This is a genomic window from Phenylobacterium sp., assembly GCF_044371015.1.
GTDB lineage: Bacteria > Pseudomonadota > Alphaproteobacteria > Caulobacterales > Caulobacteraceae > Phenylobacterium.
In genome coordinates this window covers 1-12,380 of record NZ_JBILUK010000084.1, presented here as the reverse complement: position 1 = coordinate 12,380, position 12,380 = coordinate 1, and the positions used below count along the sequence as shown (strand labels likewise).

Genomic DNA, 12,380 nt, shown 5'->3' with positions numbered 1-12,380 from the left:
CCGAGTCACCCGCGCGGCAGGCGGCTCGATTCTCTCAATTCACCGCAGGCTCAGCTTGCGGCCGACGGCCAGCTCAGCAGAGCAGACTCTAGGCCGCCACCATCTCGCGGGCTTGGGCGAGCGTGATCGGCTGAGCGCTCAGGGTGCGCACGAGGTTCAGCAGCGAGCCGCGCACTTCCGGCGTCAGCTTTTCGAAGCCGGTGAGCAATTCGACCGCGCCCGGTACGCGCATCCGCGTCAGCAGATCCAGATCCTCGGCGGTTTCGGAATCCGCACCGTCGAACACGTCCATCAGATCGGTCACGCGGCAGCGCAGCGCCCGCGCGATCTGCACCAGCCGTGAGAAGGAGATGCGGTTTGCGCCGTTCTCGTACTTCTGGATCTGCTGGAAGCTGACGCCGCACTTTTCGGCCAATGCTTCCTGCGAGAGGCCAATCGTGCGCCGACGAATCCGCACCGCCGCGCCCAACGCAATATCCATCGGATCGGGCGACTTGCTCGACGCCTCAGTCATACCATCCTCCTGATGCGGGTGGTCCCCACCTTCCCCGCAAGGTTAAGTTGCGCACTAAAGTCGATCCCAAGCGCCCTGAAAAGTCATTTCAAACGCAGCGCGAGCGCCGCTCGCGTCTGACGCGGCGCCGAGGTTAAGTTCTTGGTGACCGAAGCAACCCTGAACTGCCGCGGATCCGAGGGTTTGCGTCAGAAGGCTCATGCGCGTTCACCAGCTTCATCCGCCGTTTGATCACGGCGCGGCGCTCCGCGTGCCGCCGGCGCATGACCGCAAGAACTGGGCCGTGCTCTGGCAGTGGCTGGGGGATGACGCCCAGGCCGTGGCCGAGGCTTGCGCGGTTCAGGTGCGCACGCCCGAGGGCCTTGTGGTGGCGCACGTCGGGGACTGGATCGTGCTCAGCCACTCCGGGGCGTTTCATGTGGCCCAGAGCGCTCGCTTCCACGACGCCTGACCCGGGCGGATCGGGCGTTTAGGGCCGCCAGGAAATCTTGACGCCCCACTTGCCGATGCGCGGCTTGATCTCAAGCGCGGCGCGCTCGCGGCGGTCGGGATCGAAGGCGGCGGGCCAGCTCAGGCGATAGTTGACCAGGTAGCCGTCATGGTCGGAGAGGCGGGACGCGCCGGCATTGAACAGCGCTGCCGTCGCCACCGGACGGACCCGCACATCGCTGTCGGCGAAGCCCTGCAGGATCTGGGACGCCAGCCAGGGCCGCCCGTCATCGCGCGGTTTCGATGGCGCGGCGCAGATCGGCTCGACCCGTGCGCAGTACTCGGCCACCACACGGTAGGGCCGCCGGTCGGCGGCATAGTCATAGCGGACAGCCGAGTTGCGGATGTTGAAGTCTCCGCCGACGATCAAGGGATGATCCGGGACGCGATGGGCGGCCAGGAAGGCCAACAGTTCCTGGGTCTGGCCCTGATGTGCGGCGAGCGTTCGGCCGGACGGCGCGCGGGACGCCTTGCGGGAATTGAGGTGGGTGTTGACCACGTCCACCGGGGTCGGGAGGCCCGGGGGCTGGATCCTGACCAGCATCGCGCCCTTGTTGGCCAGGCAGTCGAGGCCGGCGCAGTGGCGGAAGGTCGCGACCTGGACGTCCAGGATCGGCGCGTCGCTGAGCACATGCAGCCCGGCGCCTGTCAGCTTGCCGAGCCCTTCGCCCAAATGGATCTTGGCGTCACGCCGAGCCGGGGCGGGACCATGGGGCGCCCGGGTCTCGCGCCCGGGCCCTTCGGCCCAGAAGGCATAGCCGCTGATCCGGACCAGCTCGGCCATCTCTGACCGGAAGCCTTCCTGGATCAGCACGACGTCGGGCTGGCGGCCCTCCCGCCGCAGTTCGGCCAGCTCCTCTCCGATGGCGCGCAGGGCGGAGCCCCGGCCTGTCGCGACGGGCCAGGGCAGGCCGCGCACGTTGTAGGTGAGCACCGAAATCTCGGCCGCGTCGGTCCGCACGATGGCGGGCGGCTCCAGGTCCATCATCATCACGCCGCTCCCCTGGTGTGATCTGGATGGCGCCCTCATCCGCTGCTTCCGCGACGTGGAGGTGACTCCCGCATCAAGGTTTCACGACGCCGCCCCAGGGGCGCCTTGTGCGTCGGGGCCTTGCATGGAACGCTGGGGCCATGCCGTTCACCGCCGACATCGCCGCCGTCCTGGCGCTCAACTTCGCCCTTTGCGTCGCCGGATTCCTGATCCTGTGGCGCGTCGCTGTGGCGATCCGCGACCCCAGCTTCATCGATTCGGTCTGGGCGCTAGGCATGGGCGTCGTGGCGCTTTCGACCTATGCCCAGGCCGGAAACGGCGACCCGCGGCAATTGCTGCTGGTCGCCCTGTGTGTCGCTTGGGCGCTGCGCCTCGGGTTGCATCTGTTCTTCCGATGGCGGGCGCATGGCGCCGACCGGCGTTACGTCCGGATGATGCAGAAGGCCGAGGCCGAGCGCGGCTGGAGCTATGGCTACGCCACCCTTCGGCTGGTGTTCGCCCTGCAGGCGCCTCTGATGTGGATCGTCGCCCTGCCGGTGCAGCTCGGCCAGCTGGGCGCGCCGGTTCAGCTGGGCGTTCTGGCCTTCATCGGGGCCGCGGTCACCGTCTTCGGGATCGGCTTCGAGACCCTGGCGGATCATCAGATCACCCGCTTCAAGGCCGACCCCGCCAACGCCGGAAAGGTGATGGACAAGGGCCTGTGGCGCTACACCCGCCACCCGAACTATTTCGGCGACGTCTGCGTTTGGGTGGGCCTGTTCCTGATCGCGGCCGAGGCGCCGCTGGGTCTTCTCTCGATCGCCGGGCCGATCCTGCTGGTGTTCCTGTTTCTGAAGTTCAGCGGCGGGGTGACCTATGAGCGCCGCCTCACCAAGACCCGGCCGGGCTATGACGACTATCAGCGCCGCACGAGTCCATTGATCCCCTGGCCGCCCAAGCCGGCTGGAGACGCCTGATGTCCGTAACCATCGTCAATCGGGTGGCGACCACGATCGGCGCCACCGAGCACCCCTATATGACCGGCGCCTGGACGCCGAACTTCGACGAGATCGACGCGCCCGACCTCGAGGTGATCGGCGAGATTCCGCGGGAGCTCGACGGAGTCTATCTCCGCAACACGGAAAACCCGGTCCACGCGCCGATCGGGCTCTACCACCCGTTCGACGGCGACGGGATGATCCACGCCATCTCGTTCCGTGATGGCAAGGCCGGCTACCGCAACCGTTTTGTCCGCACCAAGGGCTTCCAGGAGGAGGCCGCCGCCGGTCAGGCGCTCTGGGCCGGTCTCGCGGAGAACCCGGCGCGCTCGCTCCGGCCCGGTTGGGGCGCGCAGGGCAGCCTGAAGGACAGCTCGTCCACCGACGTTGTGGTTCACGCGGGGCAGGCGCTTTCCACCTTCTACCAGTGCGGGGAGGGATACCGGCTCGATCCGGTGACCCTGGCCGACCTGGGTACGGAATCCTGGGTTCCGGCGGACGGAATCTCGGCCCATCCCAAGGTCGACGAAGCCACGGGCGAGCTGCTGTTTTTCAATTATTCCAAGCAGGCGCCCTACATGCACTACGGCGTTGTCGGGGCCGACAACCGGCTCAAGCACTATGTGCCGATCCCGCTGCCGGGCCCGCGCCTGCCCCACGACATGGCGTTCACCCGAAAGTACTCGATCCTTCCGGATCTGCCGCTTTTCTGGGACCCGGAGCTGTTACCCCGCGGACTGCACGCCGCCCGCTTCCACAAGGATCTGCCGACCCGCTTCGCGATCATTCCGCGCTTCGGCCAGCCCGAGGACATCCGCTGGTTCGAGGCCAAGCCCTGCTATGTGCTGCATTGGCTGAACGCCTATGAGGACGGCGACGAGATCGTCCTCGACGGTTACTTCCAGGAAGACCCGCAGCCGCCGCCGTTGCCCGGTTACGACGCCAAGATCGGCCGCATGATGGCCTATCTCGACGAGCACTCGATGAAGCCGCGCCTGTGGCGCTGGCGCTTCAACCTCGTCACCGGCGAAACCCGCGAAGGCCCGCTTGACGACCGCATCCTTGAGTTCGGCACCTTCAACCCGGCGGTCGCGGGACTGAAGGGCCGCTACGCCTATTCCACCACCGCCAAGCCCGGCTGGTTCCTCTTCACGGGCGTGGTCAAGCACGACCTGGAGACCGGCCGTTCGTGGTCGCTGCCGTTTGGCGAGGGGCGCTACGGCTCCGAAGCGCCCTTCGCCGCCCGTCCCGGCGCCACCCGGGAGGATGATGGCTGGCTGGTGAGCTTCATCACCGACATGGTCGAGGATCGTTCGGAGTGCGTCATCCTCGACGCTTCCGACATTGAGGCCGGCCCGGTCGCCCGCGTGCGGCTGCCGCATCGCATCTCGTCGGGCACCCACGCCTGCTGGGCGCCGCGGAGCGCGCTGAACCAAGGCTAGAGCCGGTCGAACAGGCCCGATCTATATGAATTAGAGCGCGTTTCTTCGGCGAAGCCGGATTCCACTTTCGCCGAACGCGCTCTAGGCGCCCTCCGCCTCTGTGATACCGTCCGCGCCGCACCGCATAGAGTCCGGGGGGAGCCGACGCACGTGCCGACGACAACGGCCGCTCGCACCAAAGCCGAACCTGACGCCACCCGGCGCCTGCGCGACTGGATCAAGGGCTATCGGCCTCTGCCGGGCGTGCCTGACGAGCTGTTCGACGCGCGCGGTCGGCCGCGCGATCACTGGCTCGATTTCCTGGGGCATTTCGCCGCCTTCCCCGCCGGCGACCCTGGGGATCGGTTCGGCCTGGCCAGCCGTCATATTCGCGATTCCGGCGCCTCCTATCGGGTCTACGGCGAGGAGGCGGAGCGCAACTGGCCGCTCAATCCGCTGCCGCTGATGCTGCCGCAGGCCGAATGGGACGAGATCGCCGCGGGCGTCGCCCAGCGCGCAACCCTGCTCGAGGCCGTGCTGGGCGATGTCTATGGGGAAGGGCGGCTGGTGGCTGAGGGCCTGTTGCCCGCCGCCGCCATCACCGGCAGCCTGGATTTCCTGCGCGCCCTGCGCGGCGTCTCGCCTCCCGGCGGCCGTTGGACCAACATCTACGCCGCCGATATCGGACGTGGCCCTGATGGCCGCTGGTGGGTGCTGGGCGACCGGGCGCAGGCGCCATCCGGCGCAGGCTATGCGCTGGAGAACCGGCTGATCGTCAGTCGCGCCTTCTCCAGTCTCTACAACTCTCTGAACGTCCACCGCCTGGCGCCGTTCTTCGACGGCATGCGCCGGGGTCTGGCCGCCGCCGCCGATCGCGCCGACCCGAGGATATGCCTGCTCACGCCGGGCCCCTTCAGCGAGACCTATTTCGAACAGGCGCACCTGGCCCGCTATCTGGGCTTCCTGCTGGTCGAGGGCGATGACCTCGTGGCGCGCGACGGCAAGGTCTATGTGCGCACGATCGCCGGCCTGAAGCGCGCCGATGTGATCGTCCGCCGGGTCGACGCCGACTATATTGACCCGCTGGAGCTCAACAACGCCTCGCGCCTGGGCACCCCCGGCATGCTGGAAGCGATCCGCGCGGGCGGCGTGGTCGTGCTCAACATGCCCGGCGCGGGCGTGCTGGAAAGCCGCGCCCTGATGGGCTTTCTTCCTGGAATATGCCGAGCCCTGCTCGGCGAAGAGCTCAAACTCCCGCATGTTGCGACCTGGTGGTGCGGCGAGCCCGCCGCCCGGGATCTGGTCCGGTCGCGCCTCGACGAACTGGCCGTGGCGCCGGCCTTCAACGGCCGGGGCGGCGATGGCGTGATCAGCCACTCCCGCCTGGTCGCCGACATGTCGCCCGAGGCGCGCGCCAACCTGCTGCGCCGCCTGGAGGATCGGCCCGGCGACCTGGTGGGCCAGGACGTGGTTCGGCTCTCGACCATGCCGGTGCTGCGGGGTGAGAAGCTGGAGCCGGCGCCGTTCGTGCTCCGCGTGTTCGCCGTGATGACGCCCGAGGGCGTGCGGGTGATGCCCGGCGGGTTCTGCCGCACCTCCGACCGACCCGATGCGCGGGCCATCTCCATGGGCGAGGGCGCACGCACCTCCGATGTCTGGGTGATCGACGACAAGCCCGTCGAGCGGATGACGCTGATCACCCGGGCTGAAGACGTCCAGGTTCGACGTATTCTGGGCCACTTGCCCAGCCGGGCGGCGGACAATCTGTTCTGGCTTGGCCGCTATCTGGAACGCGCCGAGGCGACGCTGCGCACCATCCGAAGCCTGTGCAGCAGCCTGATGGCCTCAGAAACCGCCGGCCACGCCGCCGGCCAGACGTTCGCGTCGCTGCGGGCGCTGTTTGTGGAATGGGGCGCGGTCAGCGCCGACACCGGCCCGGGCGCCCTGCCGGTCGCCCGCCAGGCGCTCGGCGACGCCCAGGCCTGGGGCTCCGCGCTGGCCATCGCCCGCTCGGCCAAGCGCACCGCGTCCAGCATGCGTGAGCGGTTCTCCGGCGACTTCTGGAGCCTGCTGCTGGAGCTCGAACAGGGACTGGAATCGGCCGCCGAAGACCTGGACTCCGAGGCCGAGGTGCTGCGCCTGGTGGAGCGGGCGCTGCGCACTCTGGCGGCGCTTTCCGGCCTCGCGCAGGAAAACATGAACCGCGTCGCCGGATGGCGATTCCTTGACATCGGCCGCCGGGTCGAACGCGGCATCGCCACATCCCGCCTCTGCCGGCTGCTGGCCCACGACTCGGCCGACACCGAGGATCTCGATCTGCTGTTGGATCTCAACGACAGCCAGATCACCTATCGCGCGCGCTACATGGTCGGGCTGGCGCTGACGCCGGTGCGCGACCTGGTCATGCTGGACCCCTACAACACCCGCTCGCTGGCCTTTCAGCTCGCCCGCCTCCGGGAGCATCTCGACGTGCTGCCCTCCCTTCGCGAGGACGGCATGCTGGAGGAGCCCGCCCGCATCCTGTTGTCGCTCGCCGCCGACGTTGAGACCGAGGATGCGCGCAGGCTCTCCGAAGACAAGGCGCATCGGTTCGAGCGCGCGCTGATGCGGTTTTCCAACGCGGTGGCCGACCGCTACTTCCTTCAGGGCGCCAGCGCTGTGCCGACGGTCAAGATGGTTGGCCTCGCATGATGGGAATCCCGGCGTGATCTACGACCTGCGCCATCGCACCACCTACAGCTACGCCGATCAGGTCAGCTATGCGCGCTGCGTTCTGCGCCTGACCCCGATCTCCAACCGCCACCAGAGCGTGCTGGACGCTGATCTCAAGGTCTCGCCGCGCCCCTCCAGCCAGGACCGTCGCCGCGGACCGTTCGGCGAGCAGATGCTGACGGTCATCGTCGACAAGGCCCACAACGAGCTGGTCATCGAGGCCACCTCCCGCGTCGAGGTCCACGCCGCCCATGTCGCCGCAGGTGTGGCGGGGCCGCCATGGGAGACCGTGCGCGAGGCGGCGCTGGCGGCGCCTTCGCTTGATGCCGACGGCCCGGCGGTCCACCTCTATCCCACCGAGCGGACCCCCCTGACGGCGGAGATCACCGACTATGCGCGGGCAAGCTTCCCGCCCGGACGACCGATCCTGGAAGCGGTGGGAGAACTCAATCGCCGCATCCACGCCGAGTTCCGTTACGATCCCGGCGCCACTGAGGTCTCGACGCCCGTGGCCGAGGCCTTTCGCGCCCGCCACGGCGTCTGTCAGGACTTCGCCCATATCATGATCACCGGCCTGCGCGGCCTTGGCCTGCCGGCGGCCTATGTGTCGGGTTACCTGCGCACCGTCCCCCCGCCCGGCCAGCCGCGCCTTGAAGGCGCCGACGCCACCCACGCCTGGATTTCGGTCTGGTGCGGGCCGGACCTGGCGTGGATCGGGTTCGATCCCACAAACGCGATCCTGGCCGAGGACGACCACATCATCCTCGCCGTCGGCCGCGACTATGCCGACGTCGCCCCCATCGACGGCATCATCCTCGCCTCCGGCGCCCAGAGCCTGAAGGTCGAAGTGGATGTCGTCCCCCGGGCGTAGGGGCGGGGGCCTCGAGGGTTTGGACACGAAAATGACGCGTCCGTCACTCTTGCGCCGCGCCCCCTTCCGCGCTTAGGTGGCGGACCATTTTTCCTGGAGGAATACATGTCCGCGGACGGCAACTGGAAGATCACCATCAACACGCCGATGGGCGCGCGCACCATGGACGTGGCCATCGCCACCAGCGGCGACGCCTTCACCGGCAAGGTCGACTCGGAAATGGGCGCCCAGGAAGTGTCGGGGAAGGTCGACGGCGACACCCTGACCTGGACCAGCGACATCACCAGCCCGATGCCGATGAAGCTTGAGTTCTCGGCCAAGGTCGAAGGCGACAAGATGAGCGGCAACGTCAAGCTCGGCATGTTCGGCAACGCGTCGCTGAGCGGCGTGCGCGCCTGATTCGACTTCGAATCTGAGACATAGAGCCCCCGCCGGTGACGGCGGGGGTTTCTTGTTTGGGGATTAGGCCCGCCTCGGGGGCACAACGTCGGCGAAGTCCGGAAACGTCTTCCACGACGGTTCAACCGGCGGCGTCTCCGGCAGAGGCGCGTACTTCGAAGGCGTTCCGGTCGCCATGTCCGGGATGTAGCGCGGACAGTTGGGGAAGATCGCCTCGGGCGTCACCCGCACCAGCAGTTGCGCGCCCGGCAGGGCCGCCATCATCGGATGATCCGTCACCACCTCGGCCCGGCCGTTGACCCGCAGACGCGCGGGCCGCTCGCCCATGGTGATGAACAGCAGCCCCACCTGCGGGTTGGCGACGATGTTGCCGAGGCTTTTGAACATGCCGTTGCCGTCGTAGTCCGGAAACACCAGCAGGTCCGGCGCCAGCACCTGCACGAAGCCCGGCGCCCCGCCCTTGAACGAACAGTCCGGTCGGCCCTCGGCGTCGGCCGTCGCCAGGAAGAAGAACGCCTGGGCGGCGATGAACTTGGCGTCGTCGGCGTTGAACGCTGTCCTTTTCAGTCGCTCCACCAGCCGGTCGGCCAGCGCCCTCGACCCAAACGCATCCTGCAGTTCGCGGTTGCCCATATGGAACATGATCGATCCTCCCGAAGGCCCATCATTGGCGCGAACGCTTGTCTCCGCTAGAGACCGCTCCCCATGCGTCTGCCCCAGGCCCGTCTCGATCAGGTGCTCGACCGCTTCCGCGAGATCGAGGCGCGGATGGGTGCGGCCGCCGACGGGGCCGAGATCGTGCGTCTCTCCAAGGAGCACGCCGAGCTCAAGCCGGTGGCCGACGCGGTCGCCACGCTGGAGCGCGCCCGCGCCGAGGCCCCCGAGTTGGAGGAGATGGCCGCTTCGGGCGACGCGGAGATGGCCGAACTCGCCCGCGCCGAACTGCACGAACTCTCCGAGCGGCTGCCCGGGCTCGAACGCGACGTCGCCTTGCTGCTCGCCCCCAAGGATCGCGACGAGAACGCTTCGGCCATCCTGGAAGTGCGCGCCGGCACCGGCGGTGACGAGGCGGCGCTGTTCGCCGGCGACCTGTTCCGCATGTACCAGCGCTACGCCGCCACCCGCGGCTGGCGGGTGGAGATCGACAGCATCTCCGAGGGTGACGCCGGCGGCTACAAGGAGATCGTGGCCGCCATCACCGGCGACGGGGTGTTCGGCCGACTGAAGTTCGAGAGCGGCGTCCATCGGGTGCAGCGCGTGCCGGCGACCGAGGCCCAGGGACGAATCCACACCTCGGCCGCCACCGTCGCCGTCTTGCCCGAGCCGGAAGAGGTGGAGATCGATATCCGCGACCAGGACCTTCGGATCGACACCTATCGCTCGTCCGGCGCCGGCGGACAGCACGTCAACAAGACCGACTCGGCGGTGCGCATCACCCACCTGCCAACCGGCATCGTGGTGACCAGCTCGGAGAAGTCGCAGCACCAGAACCGCGCCCGCGCCATGAAGGCGCTTAAGGTCAAGCTCTACGACCAGCAGCGCGAGGCGCTCGACGCGGCCCGCTCCGAAAGCCGCAAGTCTCAGGTGGGGTCGGGCGACCGCTCCGAACGCATCCGCACCTACAACTTCCCGCAAGGCCGGGTGACCGACCACCGCATCAACCTGACCCTCTACAACCTGGCCAAGGTGGTGGAGGGCGAGTCGCTCGATGACATCATTGACCCCCTGATCGCCGAAGATCAGGCGGCTCGGCTGGCGGCGCTGGAGGATGAGCTGGGCTGAGGTTCCTGTTGAGCCCCTTGAGGCTTTCCGCCAGAACCCCGCCATGAGCGGACACGTTGCGGCGATCTATCGGCATCCGGTGAAGGGCTTCACGCCCGAGGGGCTGGAGCGGGTCGAACTCCGAGCCGGTGAAAACTTCCCGAATGACCGGCTCTATGCGGTGGAGAATGGGCCTTCGGGCTATGATCCGGCCGCGCCGGCCTGGGTCACCAAGATGAAGTTCACCGTGCTCGCGGCGATCCCCGCCATAGCGGCGATCCGCACCCGGCTCCACGACGCCACCGGCGTCCTCAGCGCCGAGGCGCCCGGCCGGCCGGCTTTCGCGGGCCGCCTGGACGATGCCGCCGAAGCCCAGGCCTTCGCCGACTGGCTCACGGCGACCCTGCCGACCGACGACCTGCGCGGCCCTCTGCGCGTCATGCCCTCGCGCGGGGCGTTTCGGTTCATGGATCACCCGCTGGGCCACGTCTCGATCCTCAACCTGGCCAGCGTCCGCGATCTGTCGGCGAAGATGGGCGTCGAGCTCGACCCTTTGCGCTTTCGCGCCAACCTCTATGTCGAGGGCTGGGAGCCCTGGGTCGAGAACGCCTGGGAAGGGAAGGACATGATGGTCGGCTGGGCCCGGGCGAAAGTCTACAAACCGATCGTCCGTTGCGCCGCCACCGAGGTCGACCCCACCAGCGCCGTCCGCGACCACGAGGTCGTCAGGGCGCTGCACGATCACTACGGACAGATGCTGTGCGGCATCTATGTCCATGTCACCGCGAGCGGCGCGGTGGGCCTGGGCGACGCAGTCACCGCGCCGGAATGACACTGACGCTGGTCAAGGCCTGGAAGGGCGCCCGCGCCGCGCTGGAGGCCGCCGGCGTGCCGGGCCCGGTGATCGACGCGCGCCTGCTGGTCGAGGCCGCAGCCGACGCCACGCGCATCGACATCGTCACGGATCCGCACCGCGTGCTCACCGACGCGCAGGCCGCCCGCCTTGACGACTACGTCGCCCGCCGGGTCCGGCGCGAGCCGGTCTCCCACATCCTGGGGCGCAAGGGCTTCTGGAAGATCATGCTGGGCGTCACTCGCGATGTGCTGACGCCCCGGCCGGACACCGAGACCGTGGTCGAGGTCGCGCTGCGCGACTTCCCCGAGACGGCGCCCCTTCGCATCCTCGACCTGGGCGTGGGTTCGGGCGCCATCCTCCTGGCGCTGCTCGCCGAGCGGCCCGCGGCCCGCGGTCTGGGGATCGATGTCTCCGAAGAGGCGCTTGCGGTCGCCCGCGACAACGCCGCCCATCTGGGACTGGCCGGCCGCACCGCGCTGCTGCGCGGCGACTGGACCGCCGGTCTGGAGAGCAGCGGTTTCGATCTGGTGGTCTCCAATCCGCCCTACATCGCCACGGATGTGATCCCGACACTGGAGCCGGAGGTCCGCGATCACGAACCGCGCCTGGCGCTGGAAGGCGGGCGGGATGGGCTGGACCACTACAGACTCCTGGCGCCGGAGATCCTGCGCGTGTTGAAACCCGGCGGCCGCTTCGTGGTGGAGATCGGCTGGGATCAGCGCGAAGCCGTCGAGGCCCTGTTCCGCGAGGCCGGCGCCTTCAATGTCGCCTCAGTGAAGGATTTGGCGGATCGCGACCGGGTGGTCACCGGCCTGAAAAACCCCTTGGAAACCGCCGCCTGAGCGGCTACACCCGCTTCGTCTCCACCCCAATTCGTCGGCGCCGCAGGTTAGCGCGTTCCCATGCAGGACGCACCCGGCCCGGCAGACGAGGATTGACCTCGTCGACGAGCCCCGGGCCGGAGACGCCTAGCAGACCCCTTCGCAGTACGGGTGGCCCGGGAACGGGCCGGGCGAAGGCCAGAGCGCCGGCATCGGCGCGGGAAGAATCGGACGGACTCCGAAATATGAGAGATTTCAAGGGGATGAAGCGCCAGCGCGGTCGCAATCGCGGCGGCGGCGGCAACAGCGGCGGCGGTAAGCCTACGCAGCAGAACGCCAACCGGGCGTTCGAGTCCAACGGCCCCGACAATGTGAAGGTGCGCGGTAACGCTCAGCACGTCTTCGAGCGCTACCAGCAACTGGCGCGCGACGCCGGCTCCGGCGGCGACCGGGTGCTGGCGGAGAACTATCTCCAGCACGCCGAGCATTATTTCCGGCTGTTGCGAGCCCTGCAGCCGCACCGCACGCCCAGCGAAATCATCGGCCGCGACCAGGTCGCGTCGGGCTA

13 protein-coding genes are annotated in these 12,380 nt (G+C 68.5%); 10 read left to right on the top strand and 3 right to left on the bottom strand.

All coding sequences use genetic code 11. The features are described 5' to 3' along the window. Positions 1-88: 88 nt before the first annotated feature. Positions 89-514 carry a helix-turn-helix domain-containing protein gene (locus ACIQ3R_RS09045; protein ID WP_397417550.1) on the bottom strand — a complete coding sequence of 142 codons (426 nt, stop codon included), beginning with the start codon at positions 512-514 and terminating at the stop codon, positions 89-91. Positions 515-713: 199 nt separating this feature from the next. Here ACIQ3R_RS09045 and ACIQ3R_RS09040 point away from each other — a divergent pair, with 199 nt between their 5' ends. After that, the gene (locus ACIQ3R_RS09040; RefSeq protein ID WP_397417549.1) at positions 714-965 is read left to right on the top strand and encodes a hypothetical protein; all 252 of its coding nucleotides are present in this window, start codon (positions 714-716) and stop codon (positions 963-965) included. An 18-nt stretch (positions 966-983) separates the two neighbouring features. On the opposite strand, the gene ACIQ3R_RS09035 is transcribed toward ACIQ3R_RS09040, so the two are convergent. After that, entirely contained in the window at positions 984-1,994 is a 1,011-nt protein-coding gene (locus ACIQ3R_RS09035) for an endonuclease/exonuclease/phosphatase family protein (RefSeq protein ID WP_397417547.1), read from the bottom strand. A gap of 140 nt (positions 1,995-2,134) precedes the next feature. Between ACIQ3R_RS09035 and ACIQ3R_RS09030 the strand changes: the two genes are divergently transcribed. The 5 genes from ACIQ3R_RS09030 (at position 2,135) to ACIQ3R_RS09010 (ending at position 8,374) form a co-directional block, all read left to right on the top strand. Then, entirely contained in the window at positions 2,135-2,950 is an 816-nt protein-coding gene (locus tag ACIQ3R_RS09030; RefSeq protein WP_397417545.1) for a DUF1295 domain-containing protein, read from the top strand. Beyond that, positions 2,950-4,413 (top strand): carotenoid oxygenase family protein, encoded by a 1,464-nt coding sequence (locus ACIQ3R_RS09025; RefSeq protein WP_397417542.1) that lies wholly within the window; start codon positions 2,950-2,952, stop codon positions 4,411-4,413. The genes ACIQ3R_RS09030 and ACIQ3R_RS09025 overlap by 1 nt, the downstream gene beginning before the upstream one ends. 150 nt (positions 4,414-4,563) lie before the next feature. After that, complete coding sequence (locus tag ACIQ3R_RS09020; protein ID WP_397417540.1) at positions 4,564-7,083, top strand: circularly permuted type 2 ATP-grasp protein; 2,520 nt, start codon at positions 4,564-4,566, stop codon at positions 7,081-7,083. A 13-nt stretch (positions 7,084-7,096) separates the two neighbouring features. Continuing rightward, entirely contained in the window at positions 7,097-7,975 is an 879-nt protein-coding gene (locus ACIQ3R_RS09015) for a transglutaminase N-terminal domain-containing protein (RefSeq protein WP_397417538.1), read from the top strand. Positions 7,976-8,080: 105 nt separating this feature from the next. Continuing rightward, complete coding sequence (locus tag ACIQ3R_RS09010) at positions 8,081-8,374, top strand: hypothetical protein (RefSeq protein ID WP_397417536.1); 294 nt, start codon at positions 8,081-8,083, stop codon at positions 8,372-8,374. Between the two features lie 63 nt (positions 8,375-8,437). Here ACIQ3R_RS09010 and ACIQ3R_RS09005 read toward each other — a convergent pair whose 3' ends face one another. Next, positions 8,438-9,016, bottom strand: a complete 579-nt coding sequence (locus ACIQ3R_RS09005; protein ID WP_397417534.1) for a pyridoxamine 5'-phosphate oxidase family protein — start codon at positions 9,014-9,016, stop codon at positions 8,438-8,440. Between the two features lie 63 nt (positions 9,017-9,079). Between ACIQ3R_RS09005 and prfA the strand changes: the two genes are divergently transcribed. The 4 genes from prfA to ACIQ3R_RS08985 form a co-directional block, all read left to right on the top strand. Continuing rightward, the gene (prfA, locus tag ACIQ3R_RS09000; RefSeq protein WP_397417532.1) at positions 9,080-10,156 is read left to right on the top strand and encodes a peptide chain release factor 1; all 1,077 of its coding nucleotides are present in this window, start codon (positions 9,080-9,082) and stop codon (positions 10,154-10,156) included. 43 nt (positions 10,157-10,199) lie between these two features. Then, positions 10,200-10,967: an MOSC domain-containing protein gene (locus tag ACIQ3R_RS08995; protein ID WP_397417530.1), complete on the top strand. Its 768-nt coding sequence runs from the start codon at positions 10,200-10,202 to the stop codon at positions 10,965-10,967. Then, a complete protein-coding gene (prmC, locus tag ACIQ3R_RS08990) occupies positions 10,964-11,833 on the top strand; it encodes a peptide chain release factor N(5)-glutamine methyltransferase (RefSeq protein WP_397417527.1) in 870 nt (289 codons plus the stop codon). Before ACIQ3R_RS08995 ends, prmC begins: the two co-directional genes overlap by 4 nt. A gap of 224 nt (positions 11,834-12,057) precedes the next feature. Continuing rightward, positions 12,058-12,380 (top strand): DUF4167 domain-containing protein (locus ACIQ3R_RS08985; protein ID WP_397417525.1); only part of this gene is annotated, 323 nt, incomplete at its 3' end.

Excerpts from the sequence above, each read along its gene's own strand:
- ACIQ3R_RS09045 (WP_397417550.1), bottom strand. The coding sequence starts at position 514 with ATGACTGAGGCGTCGAGCAAGTCGCCCGATCCGATGGATATTGCGTTG.
- ACIQ3R_RS09040 (WP_397417549.1), top strand. The coding sequence starts at position 714 with ATGCGCGTTCACCAGCTTCATCCGCCGTTTGATCACGGCGCGGCGCTC.
- ACIQ3R_RS09035 (WP_397417547.1), bottom strand. The coding sequence starts at position 1,994 with ATGATGATGGACCTGGAGCCGCCCGCCATCGTGCGGACCGACGCGGCC.
- ACIQ3R_RS09030 (WP_397417545.1), top strand. The coding sequence starts at position 2,135 with ATGCCGTTCACCGCCGACATCGCCGCCGTCCTGGCGCTCAACTTCGCC.
- ACIQ3R_RS09025 (WP_397417542.1), top strand. The coding sequence starts at position 2,950 with ATGTCCGTAACCATCGTCAATCGGGTGGCGACCACGATCGGCGCCACC.
- ACIQ3R_RS09010 (WP_397417536.1), top strand. The coding sequence starts at position 8,081 with ATGTCCGCGGACGGCAACTGGAAGATCACCATCAACACGCCGATGGGC.
- ACIQ3R_RS09005 (WP_397417534.1), bottom strand. The coding sequence starts at position 9,016 with ATGTTCCATATGGGCAACCGCGAACTGCAGGATGCGTTTGGGTCGAGG.
- prfA (WP_397417532.1), top strand. The coding sequence starts at position 9,080 with ATGCGTCTGCCCCAGGCCCGTCTCGATCAGGTGCTCGACCGCTTCCGC.
- ACIQ3R_RS08995 (WP_397417530.1), top strand. The coding sequence starts at position 10,200 with ATGAGCGGACACGTTGCGGCGATCTATCGGCATCCGGTGAAGGGCTTC.
- prmC (WP_397417527.1), top strand. The coding sequence starts at position 10,964 with ATGACACTGACGCTGGTCAAGGCCTGGAAGGGCGCCCGCGCCGCGCTG.